The organism is Gordonia sp. DT30 (assembly GCF_049844915.1).
Taxonomy (GTDB): Bacteria; Actinomycetota; Actinomycetes; order Mycobacteriales; family Mycobacteriaceae; genus Gordonia.
Window position 1 is genome coordinate 99194 of sequence record NZ_JBNCLY010000014.1, and the last position, 21772, is coordinate 120965.

A 21772-nucleotide genomic window follows, 5' to 3' on the forward strand; every position below is an offset into this window, starting at 1 on the left:
GGTCAGGGCTCATCGGGTCAGGGCCTCCAATGCGGAGAACACACCGAGATCGGGCCCGAAGCCCTGCAATCGACCGGTCTGGCATCCGTTCTTGTGCAGATTGATCGCCCTACAGAAGGTCGAGACCAGCTCGGTGTCGAGTAGCGACTTGTCCAACAGCACCTGCGCGCGCCAGGCGCCTTGCTCGGCGGAGATAGAGTTGCTCAGATTCTGGAAGAGCAGCGGACCGACGTCGATGGTTTCGACCACCTGCCGGGAGAAGTCGCTGAGGTTCTCGGCCAGCGCGGCCAGGCGCCCGGTGGAGGCGCCGATCGTCCCGGCGTTGTTGTGCAAGAACTCCGAGGTGTTCTGCAGCGTCTGGTTCAGGTCGTTCATGGTGGCGACCAAACCCGGGGATTGGCGACCGAGCATCTCGCTCACCTGATTGATCGAGTTGGAGAAGTCTTTCATCTTCGGGTAGTTGGCGACCAAGGCCGCGGTCAGCTGCTGCACCGACTTGACGATCTCCACGATGGCGTCGCCGTTGCCCGAGATCACCTGCGACGAACTGCCCAGTTGGTTGATCGCCTCTTGCAGCCGCTGCCCGTTGTCGGCGGTGATGCCGTTGGTGATGTCGATGAGATCCCCGACGGGGCCCTCGCCGGGGGCCTGCCCGGAGAGGTTGGTGACCAATTTGTCCACCGCATCGAACAGCTGATCCACCGACACCGGGCTACGCCCCTCGTTGCGCATCACCGCGCCGTCGGTCAGCTTGGGTCCGGTGGCGTAGGCGGGGCTGAGCTCGAGGTGGCGGGTGGTGACGATCGAGGTGTTCACGATGGCCGCGGTGGCGTCGACGGGTACCGGGACGTTCTTGTCGATGGTGAACTTCACCATGACGCGGTTGCCCTGCGGCTCGATCTTGGTGATCTGGCCGACCGGCATGCCGAGCACCGCAACGTCGTTGGTCGGATGCAGTCCCGCGGTGTTGGGGAAGAAAGCCGTGACCTCGATGGCCCGGCCCGTTGCGGTCTTCCACCCCGCGGGTATCAGTGAACACGCCGAGAGCAGGCCGATGGCCACCATCACCAGGGCAGCCGAGATCATCACTCGGCGAATCCGCCGAGTACTCCCGAAGCTGTTGTGTGCGTTCAGCATCCGTCCACCACCCGGGCCAGACACAGCCAGTTGTCCGGGAAGATTCCCCAGGGCAGATAGCCGTTGGCGTAGGGACCGTCGGCCATGATGTTGTTGGTCAGGCGGGCGGTGACCGGCAGGATCTCGAGCATCTTGCGGAGATTGTCGCGGTTCTTCTCCAGCCCCTGGGTGATCGTGTTCAGGTTGGCCATGATCGGCGCGAACTGGTTGGCGTCCTCGTCGGCCGCGAGCCGAGACTGCTCGGTGACCGCGGCGATGCCGTCGAGCAATCGCGTCACCAACGCCTCCCGGGCCACGATCTTGTTGGCCAGTTGGGCACCCTGGCCGACGATGATCGCCAGCTGCGCCTGGCTGTCCTGGACGATGGAGGTCACCGACCGGGTGTCGACGACCAGCTGGTTGATCTGGTCACGGCGGTCGGTGATGATCTTCGACATCTGCGTCAGCGAATCAAGGGTCGGCCTGGTCACCGCGGGCGCTCCGGCGAGCTGCTGGTTCAGCGTGCGCAGACTCTGCCCGAGCTGTTCATCGTTGATTCCTTGCAGGATCGGCGTGCCCTTCTCGATCGTCTTCTGCAGGTCGTAGGGAACACGCGTCTCGGTGATCACCCCGTCGTGTGCGGGGTCCGGCGAATTGCCGAGCGAGATGTCGATATAGCGCTGCCCGAGCAGGGTCGACAGCTTGATCTCTGCCGATCCGTTCGCGGTGACGTCGACATCGCGGTCCACCCGCATGGTGATGTGGACGCGGTTGCCCTGCAGTTCGGTGGAGGCGACCTTGCCGACATCGATACCGGCCACGCGCACGGCGTCACCCGAGCGGATACCGCCGGCCTGGGCGAAGTCGGCCGAGTAGGTCTTCTTTCCGATATCGGCCTCGCCGATCGCGGTGACGCCCAGTACCAAGAGCACGATGACGACGACACCGGCCAGTCCGTACCAGAGCAGGCGGTGGTTGTCGAAGCTGCGACGGAATCGACTTCTCATCGGCACACCACCGAATGTTTGGTCCCACCGATCTTGTTGATGATCCCCGGTGGGAACAGGACGTCGCCGATCGCGATGTCGAGGTCACACGCATAGATGTTCAGATAAGCCCCTTGGCCGAGCACGAGCGGGAAGTGTCCGAGGAAGATCGGCAGGTTCTTCGCCATCCCGTCGAGTTTGGTGCCGTTCCCGATCAAGATCTTCGTCGCCTGATTCGCCGAGGCGGCCGCACCCGCCAGGTCGCCGCGCGACTGGGTGAGGATGTCGGCGAAACCTGCTGCGGTATCGCCTATCCGGGTGACCGCGGTGCCGAATGCGGCGGAATTGGCGTTGAGGTTCTTGATGACCGCAGAAATGCTGTCGACGAGCGTGCCGATCTGGTCGCCCTGCCTGGACAGGTCGCGCAGCACGCCACTGAGATTGTCGATGATCGCACCGATCACCACGTCGCGGTTGGACATGTCGGAGGCGAACTTGCCGACCTGGGCGACGGTGTTGGACAACGACACCGTGTCGCCCTGGAAGGCCTGGACGAGGCCGTTGGACAGACCGTTGACCTGTTCGGGGGTCAACGTGTCGAAGACCGGCTGGAAGCCGGCGAGCAGCTTGGTGACGTCGAAGGAATTCTCCGACGGTTCCTTGAGCGTCGATCCCCCGGCCAGCGGCTCCGGATTGCCGTCGGCCAGCGAGAGGGCCACATATCGCTGGCCGATCAGGTTCTGGTAGCGGATCGCGGCCTTGGTGGTGGTGTACATCGGCTGGTCCTTCTGCACCTCGAAGGTGACCTTGGCGCGACCGTCCACCAGATCGATCGAGTCCACCCGGCCCACACGCACCCCGGCCATCCGCACATCGTCACCTTTGTCCAGTCCCGAGGCGTCGCCGAAGAACGTGCTGAAGGTGCCGGTGTCGCCCGACACCGAACGCTCCAGCGTCGAATAGATGACATAGGTCAGCAACAGCGCGACGATCGTGAACAGCGTGAACCCGATCAGCGGTCTGCGGATGCCTGCGGCTGCCCCACTCATCGGCCACCCCCGGCCTGCGCGTTGCCGGTGTGCGTCGAGACCGACTGGACGAGTGGGCCGAGCATCAGGGTGTCGGCCGCGGTGGGCCGGCGGCCCAGCGCCGCGGTCAGGGTCTGGTTGTCGGCGCCGGTGGTCACCATGCCGGCCGGCGAGTTGCGGCGCATTCCGTCGGACGGGTAGATCGCGAGCGGACCGGAGCTGGTAGGGCCGGTGCCGGTACCGGGTCCGACGCAGCCCGGACCACGCGATTGACCGTAGGGGCCGCCGTCGTAGACCGGGCAGTTCTGACGGGTGTAGCGCTGGAAGGCGCCGAAACTGACACCGATGTTGAGCTGTGCGTGTCCGTTCACACCGGTGAAGATGGTGAGCACCCGGGCGGCGAGATTGTTCAGTGCGGTCAACGCCTGTGGGAGTGCGTTCGGCTCGTAGACCACCGCGCCCAGCAGCGTATTGGTGTCGGCGACAATCCTTTTGCCGCCGTCGCCGTTGGCCGCGAACAGCGCCTGCACCTCGTCGGTCACCCCCTGCGCCGCGGAGAGCAGCGCGGTCAGATCGTCATGGGACTGGGCAATGGTCATCGCCGGGATCACGCTCCGGCCGAGCGTGTCGAGTAGCTGTGGCGCCGACTGCGCCAGCCCTGTCACGGATTGATTGAAATTGTCGAATCCCGAAGGGGCGCCGGGCGGGAACTGTGCGTTGATCGTCTTGAAATAGTTCTCGAGGACGCCGACGAACAGGCCGAAGGTCTGTCCGCCGCCGCGCAGCGCGTCGGAGATGGTGCCCAGAACCGCGGCCAGTTGCTCAGGTGGCACCGCCTGCAGGAGCGTGCGCAACTGGTTCTGCGCGTCCTGGAGCTTGATGGTGGCCAGCGAGCTGTCCGCCGGAATCGACGATCCGGCTTCGAGATGATCCGACGACGGCTTCGCCGGCGGCACGAGTTCCACCGAATTCACGCCGAACAAGTTGGACGGCACGGTCCGCGCAGTCACATTCGCCGGGATACCGTCGGTCTGCGACGGCACGAGATCGATGTCGACGCGGCGCAGATCGACGCCGGCGAGCCCCGGCTCGTCGGTGCGTTGCACCCCGGTCACCGAACCGACGATGAAGCCGTTGTAGCGGACGTCGGCACCCGAGCCCAGCCCGTCGCCGACGTCGGTGAGTTTGGCGTTGACGGCGACGGTCGAGCTGAAAACGCCCTGATATCGCATGAACAGCAAGACGAAGATGATCACGAGAACGATCAGAAACGCCAGCCCGCGCACCACATACTGCAGGAGTGAGGGGTTACGTCCGTCGGTGGCTATCAGCATCTTTGCCCCCTCACCCGGAAATCTTGATGCCGGGCGATGTTCCCCAGAACACCAGCGTCATGACCAGATTCGCGAACACGATGACGATGATCGCCAGCCGGATCGCATGCCCTGCGGCCACGCCAACACCTTCGGGGCCGCCGGAGGCGAAGTAGCCGTAGTAGCACTGGATGAATGTCGTCAGCAGAACGAAGACGATGACCTTGAAGAAGGAGAACGCCATGTCTCTCGGCACGATGAACTCGTTGAAGTACGCGAGATAGTTGCCCGCCCCCTGTCCACTCTGAAGCTGGAACATGACTTGCGATGAAAGGTAATTCGCCGCAAGCGACACCGAATACAGCGGGACGATCGCCAGCACCGCCGCACACATGCGCGTGGTCACCAGGTACGGCAGCGGACGGATCGCGATCGACTCCAGCGCATCGATCTCCTCGCTGATCCGCATCGAACCGAGTTGTGCGGTGAATCGGCATCCCGACTGCGCGGTGAAGGCGGTTGCCGCCAGCAGCGGTGCGATCTCGCGGGTCGTCGCGAACGCCGACAGGCCGCCGGTGACCGGCGCCATGCCGAGCAGGTTCAATGCGGTGTATCCCTCGATCCCGACGGTGGCGCCGCCCATGACTCCGAGAATCACCATGACGCCGACCGTTCCGCCGCCGACCACGATCGCACCGTTACCCCACGCGACGTCGGCGAGGAGCCGCCACACTTCTCGTCGGTAGTGCGTGAACGCGACCGGCACCGCACCGATGGACCGCACCAGGAAGGTGATGAGGTGCCCCATGCGGGCCAGCGCATCGCGCGGACCGCGGTACACACCTTTCGCGGACTCGACGGGGCGGAGCAGAGGGGGAACATACCGGGACGCAGCCACCTCACACCACCCGGGCCGGGTGGATGATGTTGAACAGCTGCGTGAGGACCACGTTGACCGTGAACAGCAGCAGCACCGAGTTGACGACCGCGGCGTTCACCGAGTTCGCGACTCCGGACGGCCCACCCTTGGTGTTGAGTCCGCGGTCGCAGGCGACCACCGCGACGATCGCCCCGAAGATGACGGACTTGATCAGGGCGAACAGCAGATCCGACACCGAGGCGAACGACGCAAAGGTGCCGGTATAGCTGCCGGGCGTGCCGCCCTGGAAGTAGACGTTGAAGACGTAGCCCGTGATGAACCCGACGAAGCAGACGAACCCGCAGAGCAGGAAACTGACCACCATGGTCGCGAGCAGCCGGGGGGAGATCAGCCGCTGGGTGGGATTGACGCCCATCACGCGCATCGCGTCGATCTCGTCGCGGATGGTCCGTGAGCCCAGATCGGCGGCGATGGCCGATCCGACGGCGCCGGCCAGCAGCAGTGACGTCACCAGCGGTGCGCCCTGCCGGATGACCCCGAGCCCGGTCGCGGCGCCCGAGAACGACGTCGCACCGATCTGACCGGCAATGTTGGTGACTTGGATCGAGACGATCACGCCGATCGGAATGGCAACCAGGAAGGTCGGGAAGACCGAGGTGCTCGACATGAAGGCACATTGACGGATGAACTCCCCGAACGGGAAGCGCCGCTTGACAATGTCTTCGACGAGGACCTTGAAGACCTCGACGAACATCGCCAACTGGCGTCCGAAGGTTTCAAAACTGGCAACGATGTGAACTCGGAACCAGGTGGATGATCCCCCCGGCCTCCGGCTACCCGCTGCTTCGTCAGAAGCCACTGCATCCGTGCTGCTCAACACCCGTCCCTGCGTCGTATGAATCCATCACGCGTGCCCCCCTGGCAGGCCCAGTCCGCAGTAATATACCGCACCGAAGAGGTGCCGTATGTCACCGGTCACATCGAACATCGGCTGCGTTCTGTCCGCTCACGCAATACCTTGGTACGGGTGGACGAACCTGCGGACCGTTCCTCGTCGAGGGCGGGCCACACATGTGTGGGTGACGACACACTAACTTGGTCAGGCGTCCAGAGTGAGGAGAAACACTCGAAACGTCTCAACAGATCTTCGGCAAAGCCGTTCCATCCGCCCAGAAACGCCGGCGAGCTCCGGGTATGGGCGCCGGCCGCGAGCCGGGTGCGGGCCGTGGTGACCACTTCGGAAGGCTCCGCCGAGATCCCCATGATCGCCGACGAGGCGGGTTGGTTCCAGATCGCCTCCGACACCCTCGGTGCTTCCGGCCACACTAGAGACCCACAGCTTCTGCGTTACGGATTCCTCCTCGACGACTCGACCCGGCCGCTCCCCGACCCCCGGTCGGCTCGCCAGCCCGACGGCGTACATGGGCTGTCGGCGCTGCACACCGTGGACGACGCGATCTGGCACGACGCCGGCTGGGCGGGCCGCGACATCCGCGGCGCGGTCCTCTATGAGCTGCATGTGGGAACATTCACCGCCGACGGCACCCTGGACTCGGCGATCGACCGTCTCGGCGAGCTGGTCGACCTCGGCGTCGAGGCCGTGGAGGTGATGCCGCTCAACGCCTTCAACGGCACGCACAACTGGGGGTACGACGGCGTCGGGTGGTATGCCGTCCACGAGCCGTACGGTGGCCCGGATGCGTTCGCACGGTTCGTCGATGCCTGCCACACCCGGGGCCTGGCGGTCGTCCTCGACGTCGTCTACAACCATCTGGGCCCGTCGGGCAATTATCTTCCCGACTTCGGGCCGTATCTCGGTGCCGGCTCGACCGGATGGGGTGCGTCGGTGAACCTCGACGGCCCCGACTCCGACGAGGTTCGCCGCTTCATCCTCGAGAACGCGCTGCGCTGGTTCGCCGAGTTCCACGTCGACGCGCTGCGCCTCGATGCGGTCCACGCACTCGTCGACCGGCGGGCCTACGGACTGCTGGAGGCACTCGCGGTGTCGACCGAGGCGCTGGCGGCCACGCTCGGGCGGCCACTGTCGTTGATCGCCGAGTCCGATCTCAACGATCCGCGTCTCGTCGAGCCGCGCGTCGCCGGCGGTCTGGGGCTGACCGCGCAGTGGGACGACGACATCCATCATGCGATCCACACCATCGTCTCCGGTGAACGGCAGGGCTACTACGCCGATTTCGGCAGCTACCCCGGACTCGCAAAAGTGTTGTGCGGCGGCTTCTTCCACGATGGCACGTATTCGTCGTTCCGGCGCCGTCACCACGGCCGGCCGATCCCCGAGTCGGTGCCGACGACCGCGCTGGTGGCCTACACCTGCGATCACGATCAGATCGGCAACCGTGCGCTCGGCGACCGGCCCAGCGCTTATCTCGATCACGGGCAACTGGCGATCAAGGCTGCGTTGGTGCTGCTGTCACCGTTCACACCGATGCTGTTCATGGGCGAGGAGTGGGCGGCGACGACACCCTTCCAGTACTTCACCTCCCATCCCGAACCCGAACTCGGTGCGGCCACCCGGGACGGCCGCCAGGCGGAGTTCGCCGAACACGGTTGGCACACCGGCGATGTCCCGGATCCCCAGGACCCCCGGACATTCGAGCGGTCCAAGCTCGATTGGGCCGAGCCCGGGCACCCCGACCACGCGCGTGTCCGGCGCTTCTACCGCGACCTGATCACGCTGCGCAAACACACCACAGCATTCGCCCGCGGCGACTTCGCGTCGGTGGCGGTCGACTACGACGAGGCGGCCGGCTGGTTCGCGATGCACCGCGGGGATGAATGGTCGGTGGTGTGTGTGCTCGCCGACCATCCGGTCCCGGTCGGTATCCCGATGAGCGTCACGCACTCATGGGAGGCCACCGAATCCGTTGCGGGCGGCGTTCTCAGCCCGGGGCACAACGTATTCGTCGGGCGCCGACAGTCGTAGTCTCATCTCGGGCCGGGGCCTGCGGTCATGCCGGGACCGGTCAGGTCAGGTACTGATACGCCGGTGAGCCAGGATCCAGGCGTTCGCAATCGAGGCGCGAGTAATCCATCCGCTCCATCAGCCCGGCCAGTCCGTCGCGGTGCCCGAGCTGGACGCCCACCAGTGCGGCGCCGGTCTCGCGGTTGTTGCGCTTGACGTACTCGAACAGCGTGATGTCGTCATCGGGGCCGAGGACCTCGTCGAGGAAGCGACGTAGAGCGCCGGGCTCCTGCGGGAAGTCGACCAGGAAGTAATGCTTGAGCCCCTGGTGGACCAACGAGCGTTCGATGATCTCCCCGTACCTCGACACGTCGTTGTTGCCACCGGAGACCAGACACACGACTGTGGCCTGTGCGGGCAGCTTCAACTGCGACAGCCCGGTCACCGCGAGCGCTCCGGCGGGCTCGGCGATGATCCCCTCGTTCTGGTAGAGCTCGAGCATCGTGGTGCAGACCGCGCCCTCGTCGACGTGCGTGATGTGTACCGCCCCGGACGGCAGCGACAACGGTTCATCCGGCAGGATCCGCGCCTGGGGGTGCGCTGCCCCCGGGAGTGTGTCGAAGACCGGGTGGGCGGTGACCGAGGCGTCGAACGCGCCCATCACCCGATGCCCGAGCACCCCGATACGTTTGACCGCCGCGCCGTCGACGAAGGGATCGATCTCGTCGAGGGTGACCGGGCCGCCCATGACCAGCGCCGCGGCCAGCGAGACGGCGCCGCTGGGCTCGACACCGACGATCGTGATCTCCGATGACAGCGAGCGAAAATAGGTGGCCATGCCGGCCAGGCAGCCACCGCCACCGACCGGCGCGACGATGACATCGGGGACCCGGCCGAGTTGCTCGACGATCTCACGGGCGATCGTGCCCTGCCCGGCGGCGGTCCGTGGATCATCGAAGGCATGTATCCATGACGCGCCGGTGCGCAAAACATCGGCCTGGGCCGCTGCCGCGGCCGCGTCGTAAGTTTCCCCTACCGCGAGCAGTTCGACGAAATCTCCTCCGTGCCAAAGAATCCGGTCACGCTTTTGCTTGGGCGTAGTGGTGGGCACATAGATGCGGCCGGCGATCTGCATGGTGCGGCAGGCGTATGCCACGCCCTGTGCATGATTGCCCGCACTGGCCGCGACCACCCCCCGCGCCCGCTCGTCGGCAGACAACTGCGCCATCACGTTGTAGGCACCGCGGATCTTGTACGACCGTACAGTCTGCAGGTCTTCCCGTTTGAGATACACCTGTGCGCCGGCATCCCGGCTGATGCGTGGGGCGCTCTCGAGAGGAGTACGCGCCACTGCCGGCTCGATGCGCTGCGCGGCCGCGTCGATGGCTGCGGCGGACAGTTCGGGCATCCACTCGGGGTCGGTGACGTGCGGTTCGCTCACGGCATCCATGTTCTCACCGGTAGACGGCTGCAGACCGGGCGGGGCGGGGCCGCCCGCCCCGAAGGGTCACGTCGCTTCGGAAGGTGAAGGTCACCTCGGCGCGGGCACCGTGTTCCCGGGCAGGTGACGGGCGAGCACCCAGGTGACCGACAGCGCGCCGGCGGCCAGCCAGGCGGCGATCTGCGGGCCGAGGACCGCCAGTCCGATCACCCCGACGACGAGCGCCATCGCGACGGCCTGGAGCTTGTGGGCCGGCCAGGCCGCACCGGCGACGTCGACGGTGCGGACCGCGCGGGCGCGCGGGTGCGACGGATTGCTCTCGATGATCGCGGTCATCACGTCTCCTGCCGACGCTTCTCAGTTCTGCCGTGCCATATTCGATGTGCCGGACATTCACTACGGTACTCGCGTCATACCAGGTTTCGGCAACCCGAAACCTGGCGTCGCCGCCGGTGCGGCAACCGACCTCAGCGGCTGCGCTGCAGGGTGTCGAGCAGTTCGTGATACGGCCCGACCAGATAGGCGGTGTCCTCGGCGACCAGCCGCTCGTCACGCCGCGGATGCAGCACGGTCCCCGACCGTCGAATGATCGCGATGATCCGGGTACGCGTGGGGAGGTCCGCGAGCAGCATGCCGTCGAGGACGCTCCCACGCCGCACGAACAGGCCCCCGACCATGAACGAGTGGCGCCCGACCGAGAAGGTCGAGACAACCTGCAGGCCCAGCGCCGCCCCGATGAACCAGGGCGCGGCGAGTTCGACCGTGGACCGGACGTTCTCGAATCCGAAACGGTGGGCCACGGCCGCGCCCAGCGACTCGTCGTAGACCCGGAGCACCACCGCAACACCGGGACGCCCGGCCGTTCCGGACCAGCGGCGCCCGAGCACCTCACGCAGGATGATGCCGACCTCGATGTTGACCATGTCCTCATGGGTGAGCACGGCAACAGCTTGCGCACGGTCGATACCGGCGTCGGCGAGTGTGCGCCGCAATGTTGCGTCGCCGATGATCACCGGGATGTCGAGTTCGGCCGCCACCTCGAGGAACCGGTTGTCGTCATTGCGTTCGATGACGACGACCTCGTGCCCCAGCGCTCGCAGGTCCGTCGCCACCCGGATCCCGAAGGAGCCGAGCCCGACGACCAGGATGTGACCGGCCATGTCGCGGACGCGCCGGCGTGCCGCCGACGCGCCGATCCGACGGGACAACAGTAGGTCGGCGACGAAGGCCATCAACACCGCGGTGGTGGTGACACCGGCGAACATCAGCCCGATGGCGAACAGCCGCAGCCAGAGCGGCTGGCCGACGAAGCTGAAGTCGCCGTAACCGACAGTCGCAATGGTCTCGGTCGAGAAGTAGAGCGCGTCGACCAGACTCATCCCGGGCCGGTGATAGGTGAAGCGCAGCAGAACGGTGGCGAAGGCCAATAGTGCGAGCGAAACCCCAAGGGCGCGAAAGAGGTTCGGGTTGACGTCGTCGCGAAAGGCGCGAACGGCGCCGATTGCGCGCAACGGCAGCGGACGGCGGGAACGTGTTCGTGGACGGTGCACGGCGATCTCGATGCCCTGCGCGGCGAGGTCGTCGACCGTACCGATCATCGCGACCCGATCGCCGGGTTCGACCGGCAGATCCCGGCCCGGACAAGGCACGACCGATCCCGAGCTCGACCCGGAACCGGCAGGCAACACGGCGACCGGCGCGAGGTCACCATAGAGTTCGCGCAGGGTGCCCCCGGCGTTCGGGGCGTACGCCGCGGACACGATGAACTCGTTGCCTGCCACCGAGATCGAGTGCGTGGTGCGCCCCAGCAATGCCTCGATGACCGACGGGGCGGCGAGCTCGGCGACATCGAGAACGGCGCCCGGTCCGTTACGAGAGGCGACCGCATCACGGAGCACCGGATTGGAGAGGTTGGCCACCACTCGCACATGGGGTTCGAGAGTTCTTGCCAGCAGCGCGATCTCGAGGTTCACGGCATCATCTGATCCGGCGCACACCACCGCGGCGGCATGCCCGAGGTCGGCATCGGCGAGGCCGGCCGGCGACGCCAGTCCGACGACGCGCGCACCGGCACTGGCGAGTTCTTCGGTGATCCGCAGCGTCAACGCGTCGTCACCGTGCACGATGATGTGACCGGGCATCTCGCAGACGCTACCCGCGGCTCGCCCCTCACGCGTGCCGGACGCCGGCCGCCGGTCAGCCCAGACAGCTCGGCCCGAGCAGGGCCTTGAGGTCGCCCATGAGGGCTGAGCTCGGGGTGACCCGCAGCGCTTCGGTGAGGCGCAACACCGTCGATCGATCGCCCGAGACGAGCGTGACGTGTACGTCCGCGATGCCGGGATGGCGGGTCAGAACCTGCTTGAGGGCGGCAACCCGATCCGGTGTACACAGGCGCGAGGGCAGGGTCAGCGACACCGGTTTGGAATCGCCGGCCGCAGCAAGATCGGGCACTGCGAGATCGTTGGCGCTGATCATGGTCGAGTCGTCGCGCTGGTTGACGCGCGCCCGCACGAGCACGATGTTGTCGGGCGCGATGTCCATGCCGTATACGGCGAACGCTCGCGGGAAGAAGTAGACCTCCACCCCGCCGACCATGTCCTCGATGGTCACCGCGGCCCACGGCTCGCCCTTCTTGTTCACCCGCCGGGTGACCGCGGAGATGATGCCGCCGATGGTGATCTGCGCGCCGTCGGGCACGTTGCCCTCGAGGAGCTGCGTGATGGACGTGTCGGTCTGGGCCGCGATGGCGTGTTCGACCCCCGCCAACGGATGCCCGGACACGTAGAGCCCCAACATCTCTCGCTCCAGGGTCAGCTTGTGCTTGGTGTCCCATTCCTGGTCGGGCACCTTCACGGCGAACACCTCGGCAAGGCTGTCGCCGGCGGCCTCGTCCCCGCCGCCGAACAGATCGAACTGACCGATCGCCTCGGCCTTCTTGGTGCCGATGACCGACTCGACGGCCTCGGTGTGGATCAGGAACAGGCCCTTGCGGGGATGGCCAAGCGAGTCGAACGCTCCCGCCTTGACCAGCGACTCGGTGACCTTTTTGTTGCACGCCGTGACGTCGATCTTGTTGAGGTAGTCCGAGAAGGACGTGTACTTACCCTTCTCTTCACGCGCGCCGAGGATCGAGCCGACGACGCCGCTGCCGACGTTGCGGATGGCTCCCAGACCGAACCGGATGTCGCCACCGACGGCCGCGAAGTTGCGTTGCGACTCGTTGACGTCGGGCGGCAGGACGGTGATGCCCATCTTGCGGCAGTCCGACAGATAGATGGCCGCCTTGTCCTTGTCGTCACCGACCGAGGTCAACAGTCCCGCCATGTACTCGGCCGGATAGTTCGCCTTGAGGTAGGCGGTCCAGAACGAGACCAGGCCGTAGCCTGCGGCGTGCGACTTGTTGAACGCGTACCCGGCGAACGGCAGGATCGTGTCCCACAACGCCTTGATGGCGGCCGCGGAGAAGCCGTTGTCCTTCATGCCCGCCTCGAAGCCCTCGAACTCCGCGGCGAGGACCTCGGCCTTCTTCTTGCCCATCGCGCGGCGCAAGATGTCGGCTCGTCCGAGCGAGTACCCGGCGACCTTCTGCGCGATCTGCATGATCTGCTCTTGGTAGACGATCAGACCGTAGGTGTCGGCGAGGATTTCCTTGAGCGGCTCGGCCAGCTCGGGGTGAATCGGCTTGACGTCCTGCCGACCGTTCTTGCGGTCGGCATAGTCGTTGTGGGCGTTCATGCCCATCGGGCCCGGACGATACAGCGCGAGCACCGCCACGATGTCCTCGAAACCGGTGGGCTGCATACGTTTGAGCAGTTCCCGCATGGCCGCGCCGTCGAGCTGGAACACGCCGAGCGTGTCACCGCGCGCGAGCAGTTGGTAGGTCTTCGGGTCGTCGAGCGGCGTCTTGTCGAGATCGAGGTCGAATCCGCGGTTGGTCTTGATGTTCTCGATCGCATCGCCGATGACGGTGAGGTTGCGCAGACCGAGGAAGTCCATCTTCAACAGGCCGATGGCCTCACACGACGGATAGTCCCAGCCGGTGATGATCGCCCCGTCCTGGGCGCGCTTCCAGACCGGGATGGCGTCGGTCAGCGGCTCGCTGGACATGATGACCGCACACGCGTGCACGCCGGCGTTGCGGATCAGGCCCTCGAGCCCGAGCGCGGTGTCGTAGATCTTCTTGACGTCCGGGTCGGTCTCGATGAGGGTGCGGACCTCGGTGGCCTCACCGTAGCGCTCGTGGGCAGGGTCGGTGATACCCCAGACCGGGATGTCCTTGGCCATGACCGGCGGTGGCAGCGCCTTGGTGATGCGGTCGGCGATGGCGAATCCGGGCTGCCCGAACTGGACGCGGGCGGAGTCCTTGATCGCAGCCTTGGTCTTGATGGTGCCGAATGTGATGACCTGGGCCACCTTGTCACTGCCCCACCGCTCGGTGGCGTAGCGCACCATCTCACCGCGGCGGCGATCGTCGAAGTCGATGTCGATATCGGGCATCGACACACGTTCGGGGTTGAGGAATCGCTCGAACAGCAGTCCGTACGGAATGGGATCGATGTTGGTGATCCCCAGCGCCCACGCGACGAGTGAACCGGCAGCCGAACCACGTCCCGGCCCGACGCGGATACCGACCTCCTGAGCGTGCCGGATCAGGTCGCCGACCACCAGGAAGTAGGCCGGGAAACCCATCTGGATGATGACGTCGAGCTCGTAGGCTGCGCGATCCTGATAATCCTGCGGCACGTCCGAGTCGGGAAAGCGCCGTCCGAGGCCGGCGGCGACCTCTTTGCGCAGCCAGGTCTGCTGGCTCTCACCCTCGGGTACCGGGAAGACCGGCATGCGATCGTGGTGGGTGAACACGTCGGCGTAGCTCTGGACGCGCTCGCCGATCTCCACGGTGGCGTCACACGCGCCCGGGATGACCGAATCCCATTGCGCGCGCATCTCATCGGCGGATTTGAGGTAGTAGCCGTCGCCGTCGAACCTGAACCGGGTCGGATCCGAGAGCGTTTTGCCGGTCTGCACACACAGCAGCGCCTCATGGCTCTTGGCGTGATCTTTGGTCACGTAGTGGCAGTCGTTGGTGACGATCGGCCGGATGCCGAGTTTGCGGCCGATCTCGAGCAGCCCGTCTCGGACGCGGCGCTCGATCTCCAGACCGTGCTCCATCAGCTCGAGGAAGAAGTTCTCCTTGCCGAAGATCTCCTGCCATTTGGCCGCGGCCTCGAGCGCTTCGCGGTCATGGCCGAGGCGTAGCCGGGTCTGCACCTCACCGGACGGACACCCGGTGGTGGCGATGATGCCTTCGGAATGCTGCGCGATGATCTCGGCATCCATCCGCGACCACTTGCCCAGCTGACCCTCGATCGAGGCGCGCGAGGACAGGGTGAACAGATTACGCAGGCCGGTTGCGTTCTCCGCGACCATCGTCATGTGCGTGTAGGCGCCCGAGCCGGAGACGTCGTCGCCCTTCTGATCACGCGTACCCCACAGCACGCGCTTGGTGTTGAACCGTGACTCCGGCGCGATGTAGGCCTCGATACCGATGATCGGCTTGATGTCGTTGCGCACCGCGGTGTTGTAGAACTCGCTGGCGCCGAACATGTTGCCGTGGTCGGTCATACCGATGGCGGTCATCCCGAGGCGCTTGGCCTCGGCGAACAGCGGCGACACCTTGGCCGCGCCGTCGAGCATCGAATACTCGGTGTGGTTGTGCAGGTGAACAAACGAATCGGCCACTGGCGCTTCTCACCTCGACATCGTGCAGACGGTCACTTCCGCCCGCGGCACCGATCGACACCGGTACGCACGAGCGGGTCCCACTCTATGCCGACGCACCGACAGTCTCGGCGGGGCGCGCCCGCCTGTGACGGATGAGGCACCGGGGACGGCGTGTCGCCGACGGGCGTGTCGGCTCAGGCCCGACGCAGCACGTCCAGAGCTTGCTGCAGGTCTTTCGGATAAGGGCTGACGAACTCGACATACCGCCCATCGGCGGGATGGGCGAAGCCCAGGGACCGCGCATGCAGCCATTGCCGTTCCAGGCCCAGTCGGGTCGCCAGCACCGGATCGGCCCCATAGGTCAGATCGCCACAGCACGGGTGATGCAGCGCGGAGAAGTGGACCCGGATCTGGTGGGTTCGCCCGGTTTCGAGATGGACGTCGAGCAGCGAGGCCGCCGCGAACATCTCGACCGTGTCGTAGTGGGTGACGCTCGGCTTGCCGTTGGCGGTGACCGCGAACTTCCAGTCGCTGCCGCGGTGGCGGCCGATCGGGGCGTCGATCGTGCCTTCCGAGGGATCGAGATGCCCTTGCACCAGAGCGTGGTACCCCTTGTCGACCTCACGGTCCCGGAACGCCCTTTTGAGAAGCGAATACCCGTGCTCGGAGACGGCGACGACCATCAGCCCGGAGGTGCCGACGTCCAGACGCGAGACGATGCCCTGGCGCTCCTGGGCGCCGGAAGTGGAGATCCGGTAGCCGGCCGCGGCGAGCGCCCCGACGACCGTCGGGCCGCTCCATCCGACCGACGGGTGCGCGGCTACACCGACCGGCTTGTCGACGACGATGATGTCGGAGTCGTGATAGACGACGTCAAGGTCTTCGACCGGCGTCGGCTCGACGCGCAGCGGTTGTTCCGGCTCGGGCAGCACCACGTCGAGCCAGCTGCCTGCACTGAGTTTGTGGGATTTCCCGACGACCGCGCCATCGACGGTGACGTCGCCGTCGTCGGCGAGACGCCCCGCGACGGTGCGCGAGAGCCCGAGGATCCGGGCGACGCCGGCGTCGGCGCGCATCCCGTCTACCCCGTCGGGAACGGGCAGGGACCGCGATTCACGCATCGGCGTCGTCCGCCCCGCCGGACTTCGACGACCGGCCACCCGGCGCCTCGCCCGGTGTGTCGTCCGCTGTGTCCTCGTCCGCTGTGTCCTCATCCGCTGTGTCATCCGGATCGTGGCGGGCCGCCCAGCCCGACCGGGAGCCGTCGTAATCGAAGCCGAGCAGCGAGAGCACCACCAGCAGCACCGCGCCGCAGACCACCGCGGAATCGGCCAGATTGAACACCGGCCACCAGCCCACCGAAATGAAGTCGACGACGTGACCGCGCAGTGGTCCCGGCGAGCGGAAGATCCGGTCGATCAGGTTGCCCAGCGCACCACCGAGCACCAGTCCGAGGCCGAGAATCCACCAGCCCGACCGCAACCGGCTCGAGTAGCGGATGATGACGACGACGACGGCGAGGGCGATGAGTGTCAGCACCCAGGTGTAGCCGGAGCCGGAACCCATCGAGAACGCCGCGCCGCTGTTGCGCAGCAGTTGCAGGGTCACGACGTCACCGATGACCGACACCGGAACCAGCGGATCGATCAGCGCGACCACCAGGGATTTGGTGAGGATGTCGAGCAACACGACGATGCCGGCGACGGCGATGAGGACGGCGAGCACCTTCTGGCCACGGACTCCCCGGAACCCACCCCTGGGGCTCCGGGTCTGCTCGCCGGGCGGGGTCTCGTTCATCCCGGCACCCGAAGGGGCCTCATGTGCAGCTGAGTCGTCCACCCGTCCATCATCCCTGATGCGTGCAATACGCTGACTGCCGTGTCCCCCACGTCCGATTCGCACGGACCCGCCGAACCCGCGGTCCACCGGTCGGCGTCGCCCCGCCGCCGGGCCCGGACGCGCGCCGCGACCACGGTCTGCGCGATGGTCCTCACGACTGGGCTCGTGATGACCGGCTGTGGCTCCGACTCCGATTCCGAATCCTCGTCGGCACCGCCCACCCCCACCGGCGGATGCGCCACCGACCCGGCCACCGGTCTGACACAGGCCACGTCGATCCCCATCCCGTCGGCCACCCTCAGCCGCACATCGCCCGGTGCCGATCCCCTGCGGACGGCCACCGTGGCGCCGGATACGAAAGTCCCACAAAAGGTATCGCTGTCGACCACCTCGAGCGAGGTCTCGACCACAGCAGAGACCACCCAGTCGGTGACCACGCCGCTGACCGCCCGATTCGGATGCTCGGCGACCGACGAGCTGAATCTGGTGTTCGGGACGCCGACATCTCCGCAGTCCGAGCTGTCCGATCAACTGAAGGCGGCGACCGGCAGTATCGCCGGGATCACCTTCGGCCCGGCGCTGAGCCCGTTGTCGCTGCGGCTGCGGCCCACCGATGCGGCGTCGGCACCGGCGCGTCGCGCGTTGGAGCAGTCCATCGTGCAGTCCCTGCAGAATTCATTGGTACTGCCCACCGAGCCGATCGGCGTCGGCGCGACCTGGCACAGCGAACGCACCATCGCCGGCGCGGCAACCGTCGTCCAGACCATCGAGGCCCGCCTCACGCGCTGGGAGGGCAGCCGCCTCACCATCTCGTTCACCTCCGACGAGACACCGGTCAATTCGGTGTTCACCATCCCCGGGGGCAATGCCACGCTGACGATCGATCGCTACACCTACACCGGCTCGGGCGAGATCACCATCGACCTCACCCGCGGTCTCCCGGTCGGTGGGGACGCCCGTTACACCGGCGCCCGTGAACTCGCGGGAGCCGATCCCGGCCGGCCCCTCGTGCAGCGCATCGGGTTCGCCATGAGCTGGAAGTGATCGCGCACAGGCACCGGAGACGGCCGAAAGGCCCGGACACCCCCGACAGCGCGGACACCCCGCAGGCCCCGACTCGACGAGTCGGGGCCTGCGGGGGCTGGCGAGGGGCGGTGATCGTCACCGCCGGCCATATGTCAGCTCGACGGACGAGCGCTCGTGCGGTGACTCGGCGTCGCCGACGGGCACATCGGGCTCGTCACACCGTTGTTGGTGATCAGCGGGCAGATGAAGCTACTGGCTAGCTTCCACCGGCCATTGTCGTAGACGATCTGGGCGTCGATGTCCTGCGGCTGCTGGTCGGGCAGCTTGACCTGGACCCGGACGCTGGCCCGATTCGGGCCGTCGGCGGTCACCGGACCGCGGATCTGGTATCCGGCACCCGGGTTGTCCTTGCGGAGCTGCACCAGTTTGTCGAAGACCGCCGGATCCTTCTCCGAGTTCTGCACCAGCAGCGTCTTCTGCGCATTGGGCACGTTCGGGTCGAGCGCGGTCTGCAGCATCTGGTTCAACGTGGCCACCGGGGGCGGCTGGGTCGGGTTGGTCACCGCGTCACCCGATGCGGAGGTCGAGGCGGCGCTGGTGGTGGACGGGGCGACGGTGGGGATGTCGTCGGAACTGTCGTTGCTGCCACAGGCTGCAACGCCGACGGTCACCGCGGCCGTGATCATGACGGCCCCCACGAACTTCGGAAACTTCAACGAACTCCCTCACTGTGTCGGACTTTGTCCACTGTGTCGGACTCTTGACGCGGATCGACCACCACGTCGGCGGCCGGAGCTCACACCACTATGCCAAACGGCATCCCGTTACCGGCATGGCGTACGTCGCCGGCTCACCGGTTGACGTCCTCGGCGGGTCGGCGCAACCTTGTGATCCATGGCACCCACGCCGGTATCTCGCATCGCCCTGATCACCACCGGCGGCACCGTCGCCGCGCAGACCGGCTCGGACGGAGCCGTCCCTGTTCTCTCGGCCGACGAGGTCCTCGCGACGGCTCCCGGGCCGTCGCCGGAGACCACCGACGGGCCGGTGTCACCGCAGGTCGTACCCGTTGACCTGATGTCGGTGGACAGCTCGGCGATGACCCCCGCCGATCAGTTCCGGGTCATCGCGGCGATCGCCGACTCGCTGCGCGACCCCGGGGTCGTCGGGGTCGTCGTCACCCATGGCACCGACACGATGGAGGAGACCGCTTTTCTCGCCGATCTGTTCGCCGCAGACCCGCGGCCGGTGATCTTCACCGGCGCGCAATATCCGGCCGACTCGCCCGTCGCCGACGGTCCGGCGAACATCGCCGCGGCGATCGCCCTGGCCGCGGACCCGCGGGCACGTTCGGCCGGCGTGCAGATCGTTCTCGGCGGCCAGGTGCGTGCGGCGCGCGGCGCGTTCAAGGCGTCGACGGTGGACCTCGATGCCTTCGACACCGTGCACGACGCGCTACCCCGCCCGATGCTGACCGGCCCGATCCCCCGCGGACATCCCGTACGCGTCGACGCCTACACCCTGTATCCGGGGGTGTCACCGGGCATCATCGCGGCGTCGGTGTCGCAGAACGCCGCCGGCATCGTGCTGGCCGGAACCGGATCGGGCAACACCCATCCCGACATCACCGCCGAGGTCAGCCTGGCACGTCAACGCGGTGTGGTCGTCGTCGTGACCACCCGGGTGCCCTACGGTCCGGTCGTGGCGACCTACGGCGGCGGCGGCGGCGCGGTGGACCTCGAACGCGCCGGTGCCATCGTGTCGACGTGGCTGCGTGCACCGCAGGCGCGCGTCGCCCTGCAGGCGCTGCTCACCACCGGGTGCGACGACGACGAGGTCGCCGACTTCTTCTCCGCCTCCCAGCCGCGCGACTGATACCCGGCCGGCCGGGATCAGGGTTGCGGCCAGTCCAGGCTGTCGAGGGGATCGGCGCGGTCCAGGTCGGGGTCGTCGGCGGCGAAGGTATGTGCCGGGCCGGGCCCGGTCGAACGGGTCTCGAAGCGCACGGTGACCACACCGTGCCCCGCGCCCTGAACCCATCCGTGGCCATACCGGCGATGCCGGACGTCGTGTCCGGTCGACCATTCGCGGGATGCCGCCGCACTGCCCGTACCCTCCGCTGATCCCGTGTCGGCTATTGCCCTGTCGGGATCGTCGCCGTCGATGTCCCCGCTGCCGTCGATGTCCCCGCTGCCGTCGATGTCCCCGCTGCCGTCGTGCGCCGCGACCACCGGCGCACCGGCGGTGGCGAGTTCGTCGAACAGGGCATATTGCTCGACATCGGTGAGTCCGGAATACCCCACTCCGACAAGGCGAATCGGACCGACGGCCTCGGGATCGAGCGCCATCCGCTGCGCCACCGCGGCGAGCGCGTCGATGTCGCTGGTGGCCGCGGACAACGTGGAACTACGGGTGAGAATCGACATGTCGGCACGTCTGAGTTTCAGCACGACGGTACGCGCGCCACGCCCGTCGGCGAGCAGTCGCCGGTGGGCATCGGTCGCCGATCGATCGATCGCCGGGCGCAGCGCGCCCATGGACACGATGTCGTGCGGAAAGGTCGTCTCGGCGGAGATCTGTTTGGCGGCAGCACGTTCGGCGACCGGCCGATCGTCGATACCCTGGGCGAGCCGGTGCAGCGCCGGGCCGCTCGTGGCACCGAGAACCGAGGCGATCTCCAACTCGCTGAGGGCGGCGAGATCGCCGATGGTGTCGATGCCGAGCCGCGCCAGCCGGTCTCCGGATACCGGTCCGATCCCCCACAGCTTGCGCACCGGCAACGCGTGCAGGAACGCGAGTTCACGACTGGGTGAGATCACCATGACCCCATCGGGTTTCGCCATACCCGACGCGATCTTCGCGATCTGCTTGCCCGACCCGAAGCCGACCGAGGCGGCCAGGCCCACCTCGTCGCGAATCCGGCTGCGGACGTCCTCGGCGAATTCGCGTGCCGTGTCCGCTCCGGCACCGGCCAGCGATTCGGGCTCGGCGAAGGCCTCGTCGAACGACAGCATCTCGATGACCCCGACCGCCTCGCGGACCAGCGCGAAGATCCGCTCGCTCACCACGCGGTACACACTCCCGCGCGGCGGCAACACCACCGCCTGCGCCCCGACCAGCCGTCGCGCCTGGTGCATCGGCATCGCCGAGAACGCCCCGTGCACCCGGGCGGCATAGCTTGCACCCGCCACGACGCCGCGACCGCCCGCGCCGCCGACGAGAACCGGCCGGCCCTGAAGTGTGGGCCGGGTGAGTTCTTCGACCGAGGCGAAGAACGCGTCCATGTCCAGGTGCATCACCCAGCGGGCGCTGCGCTCGGCGTCGTCGCGGCGCTCGTCCTCACTGCGACCGGGATCGGTGGACACCAAGGAATGGTATGCGGCCACACGTGCGCGCGATCGAGGCGCCACGACGCGCGCCCGGCTAGTGTTCCGCGCCGTTAATTCATTGAATATGTTGTAGGGTTGGGTATGGCACGCACTGGACGCCCAAAAGCCGC

General features: G+C 66.9%; 17 protein-coding genes. 3 read left to right on the top strand and 14 right to left on the bottom strand.

From position 1 onward, the window contains the following. Positions 1-9: 9 nt before the first annotated feature. Genes ACLQ3C_RS14400 through ACLQ3C_RS14425 form a run of 6 tightly spaced genes read right to left on the bottom strand, consistent with a single transcriptional unit; the run spans position 10 to position 6182 of the window. Positions 10-1137, bottom strand: coding sequence for an MCE family protein (locus ACLQ3C_RS14400; protein WP_425705756.1), 1128 nt, complete (start codon positions 1135-1137; stop codon positions 10-12). Further along, positions 1131-2123, bottom strand: coding sequence for an MCE family protein (locus tag ACLQ3C_RS14405; RefSeq protein WP_425705757.1), 993 nt, complete (start codon positions 2121-2123; stop codon positions 1131-1133). Before ACLQ3C_RS14405 ends, ACLQ3C_RS14400 begins: the two co-directional genes overlap by 7 nt. Further along, entirely contained in the window at positions 2120-3151 is a 1032-nt protein-coding gene (locus ACLQ3C_RS14410; protein ID WP_425705758.1) for an MlaD family protein, read from the bottom strand. The genes ACLQ3C_RS14405 and ACLQ3C_RS14410 overlap by 4 nt, the downstream gene beginning before the upstream one ends. Then, positions 3148-4464: an MlaD family protein gene (locus ACLQ3C_RS14415; protein ID WP_425705759.1), complete on the bottom strand. Its 1317-nt coding sequence runs from the start codon at positions 4462-4464 to the stop codon at positions 3148-3150. The genes ACLQ3C_RS14410 and ACLQ3C_RS14415 overlap by 4 nt, the downstream gene beginning before the upstream one ends. Positions 4465-4474: 10 nt before the next feature. Then, entirely contained in the window at positions 4475-5341 is an 867-nt protein-coding gene (locus ACLQ3C_RS14420) for an MlaE family ABC transporter permease (protein WP_425705760.1), read from the bottom strand. A 1-nt stretch (position 5342) separates the two neighbouring features. Continuing rightward, positions 5343-6182, bottom strand: a complete 840-nt coding sequence (locus ACLQ3C_RS14425) for an MlaE family ABC transporter permease (protein ID WP_425705761.1) — start codon at positions 6180-6182, stop codon at positions 5343-5345. 366 nt (positions 6183-6548) lie between these two features. On the opposite strand from ACLQ3C_RS14425, the gene treZ reads away from it, so the two are divergent. Then, on the top strand, positions 6549-8267 hold the full coding sequence (gene treZ / locus ACLQ3C_RS14430) for a malto-oligosyltrehalose trehalohydrolase (RefSeq protein ID WP_425705762.1): 1719 nt from the start codon (positions 6549-6551) through the stop codon (positions 8265-8267). Between the two features lie 40 nt (positions 8268-8307). Here the strand turns inward: treZ and ilvA are convergent, their stop codons facing one another. The 6 genes from ilvA to lspA all read right to left on the bottom strand — a co-directional run bounded on the left by ilvA (position 8308) and on the right by lspA (position 17205). Next, positions 8308-9696 (bottom strand): threonine ammonia-lyase IlvA, encoded by a 1389-nt coding sequence (gene ilvA / locus ACLQ3C_RS14435; RefSeq protein ID WP_425705763.1) that lies wholly within the window; start codon positions 9694-9696, stop codon positions 8308-8310. An 81-nt stretch (positions 9697-9777) separates the two neighbouring features. After that, positions 9778-10023: a hypothetical protein gene (locus ACLQ3C_RS14440; RefSeq protein WP_425705764.1), complete on the bottom strand. Its 246-nt coding sequence runs from the start codon at positions 10021-10023 to the stop codon at positions 9778-9780. Positions 10024-10154: 131 nt separating this feature from the next. Further along, entirely contained in the window at positions 10155-11828 is a 1674-nt protein-coding gene (locus tag ACLQ3C_RS14445) for an NAD-binding protein (RefSeq protein WP_425705765.1), read from the bottom strand. A 55-nt stretch (positions 11829-11883) separates the two neighbouring features. Continuing rightward, entirely contained in the window at positions 11884-15426 is a 3543-nt protein-coding gene (gene dnaE, locus ACLQ3C_RS14450; protein ID WP_425705766.1) for a DNA polymerase III subunit alpha, read from the bottom strand. A 176-nt stretch (positions 15427-15602) separates the two neighbouring features. Then, on the bottom strand, positions 15603-16529 hold the full coding sequence (locus ACLQ3C_RS14455) for an RluA family pseudouridine synthase (RefSeq protein WP_425705767.1): 927 nt from the start codon (positions 16527-16529) through the stop codon (positions 15603-15605). Further along, entirely contained in the window at positions 16522-17205 is a 684-nt protein-coding gene (lspA, locus tag ACLQ3C_RS14460; RefSeq protein WP_425705768.1) for a signal peptidase II, read from the bottom strand. The genes ACLQ3C_RS14455 and lspA overlap by 8 nt, the downstream gene beginning before the upstream one ends. 186 nt (positions 17206-17391) lie before the next feature. Here lspA and ACLQ3C_RS14465 point away from each other — a divergent pair, with 186 nt between their 5' ends. Further along, on the top strand, positions 17392-18291 hold the full coding sequence (locus ACLQ3C_RS14465; protein WP_425705775.1) for a hypothetical protein: 900 nt from the start codon (positions 17392-17394) through the stop codon (positions 18289-18291). Positions 18292-18425: 134 nt separating this feature from the next. Here the strand turns inward: ACLQ3C_RS14465 and ACLQ3C_RS14470 are convergent, their stop codons facing one another. After that, positions 18426-18989: a hypothetical protein gene (locus tag ACLQ3C_RS14470; protein WP_425705769.1), complete on the bottom strand. Its 564-nt coding sequence runs from the start codon at positions 18987-18989 to the stop codon at positions 18426-18428. Positions 18990-19167: 178 nt separating this feature from the next. Between ACLQ3C_RS14470 and ACLQ3C_RS14475 the strand changes: the two genes are divergently transcribed. Next, positions 19168-20148, top strand: coding sequence for an asparaginase domain-containing protein (locus ACLQ3C_RS14475; protein ID WP_425705770.1), 981 nt, complete (start codon positions 19168-19170; stop codon positions 20146-20148). 17 nt (positions 20149-20165) lie between these two features. Here the strand turns inward: ACLQ3C_RS14475 and ACLQ3C_RS14480 are convergent, their stop codons facing one another. Beyond that, the gene (locus ACLQ3C_RS14480; protein ID WP_425705776.1) at positions 20166-21569 is read right to left on the bottom strand and encodes a DNA polymerase IV; all 1404 of its coding nucleotides are present in this window, start codon (positions 21567-21569) and stop codon (positions 20166-20168) included. Positions 21570-21772 lie beyond the last annotated feature (203 nt).

Coding starts and splice junctions, on each gene's coding strand:
- ACLQ3C_RS14415 (WP_425705759.1), bottom strand. CDS start 4,464: ATGCTGATAGCCACCGACGGACGTAACCCCTCACTCCTGCAGTATGTG.
- ACLQ3C_RS14475 (WP_425705770.1), top strand. CDS start 19,168: ATGGCACCCACGCCGGTATCTCGCATCGCCCTGATCACCACCGGCGGC.
- ACLQ3C_RS14465 (WP_425705775.1), top strand. CDS start 17,392: ATGGTCCTCACGACTGGGCTCGTGATGACCGGCTGTGGCTCCGACTCC.
- ACLQ3C_RS14480 (WP_425705776.1), bottom strand. CDS start 21,569: ATGCACCTGGACATGGACGCGTTCTTCGCCTCGGTCGAAGAACTCACC.
- ACLQ3C_RS14440 (WP_425705764.1), bottom strand. CDS start 10,023: ATGACCGCGATCATCGAGAGCAATCCGTCGCACCCGCGCGCCCGCGCG.
- ACLQ3C_RS14445 (WP_425705765.1), bottom strand. CDS start 11,828: ATGCCCGGTCACATCATCGTGCACGGTGACGACGCGTTGACGCTGCGG.
- ACLQ3C_RS14410 (WP_425705758.1), bottom strand. CDS start 3,151: ATGAGTGGGGCAGCCGCAGGCATCCGCAGACCGCTGATCGGGTTCACG.
- ACLQ3C_RS14455 (WP_425705767.1), bottom strand. CDS start 16,529: ATGCGTGAATCGCGGTCCCTGCCCGTTCCCGACGGGGTAGACGGGATG.
- ilvA (WP_425705763.1), bottom strand. CDS start 9,696: ATGGATGCCGTGAGCGAACCGCACGTCACCGACCCCGAGTGGATGCCC.
- lspA (WP_425705768.1), bottom strand. CDS start 17,205: ATGAACGAGACCCCGCCCGGCGAGCAGACCCGGAGCCCCAGGGGTGGG.
- ACLQ3C_RS14405 (WP_425705757.1), bottom strand. CDS start 2,123: ATGAGAAGTCGATTCCGTCGCAGCTTCGACAACCACCGCCTGCTCTGG.
- ACLQ3C_RS14400 (WP_425705756.1), bottom strand. CDS start 1,137: ATGCTGAACGCACACAACAGCTTCGGGAGTACTCGGCGGATTCGCCGA.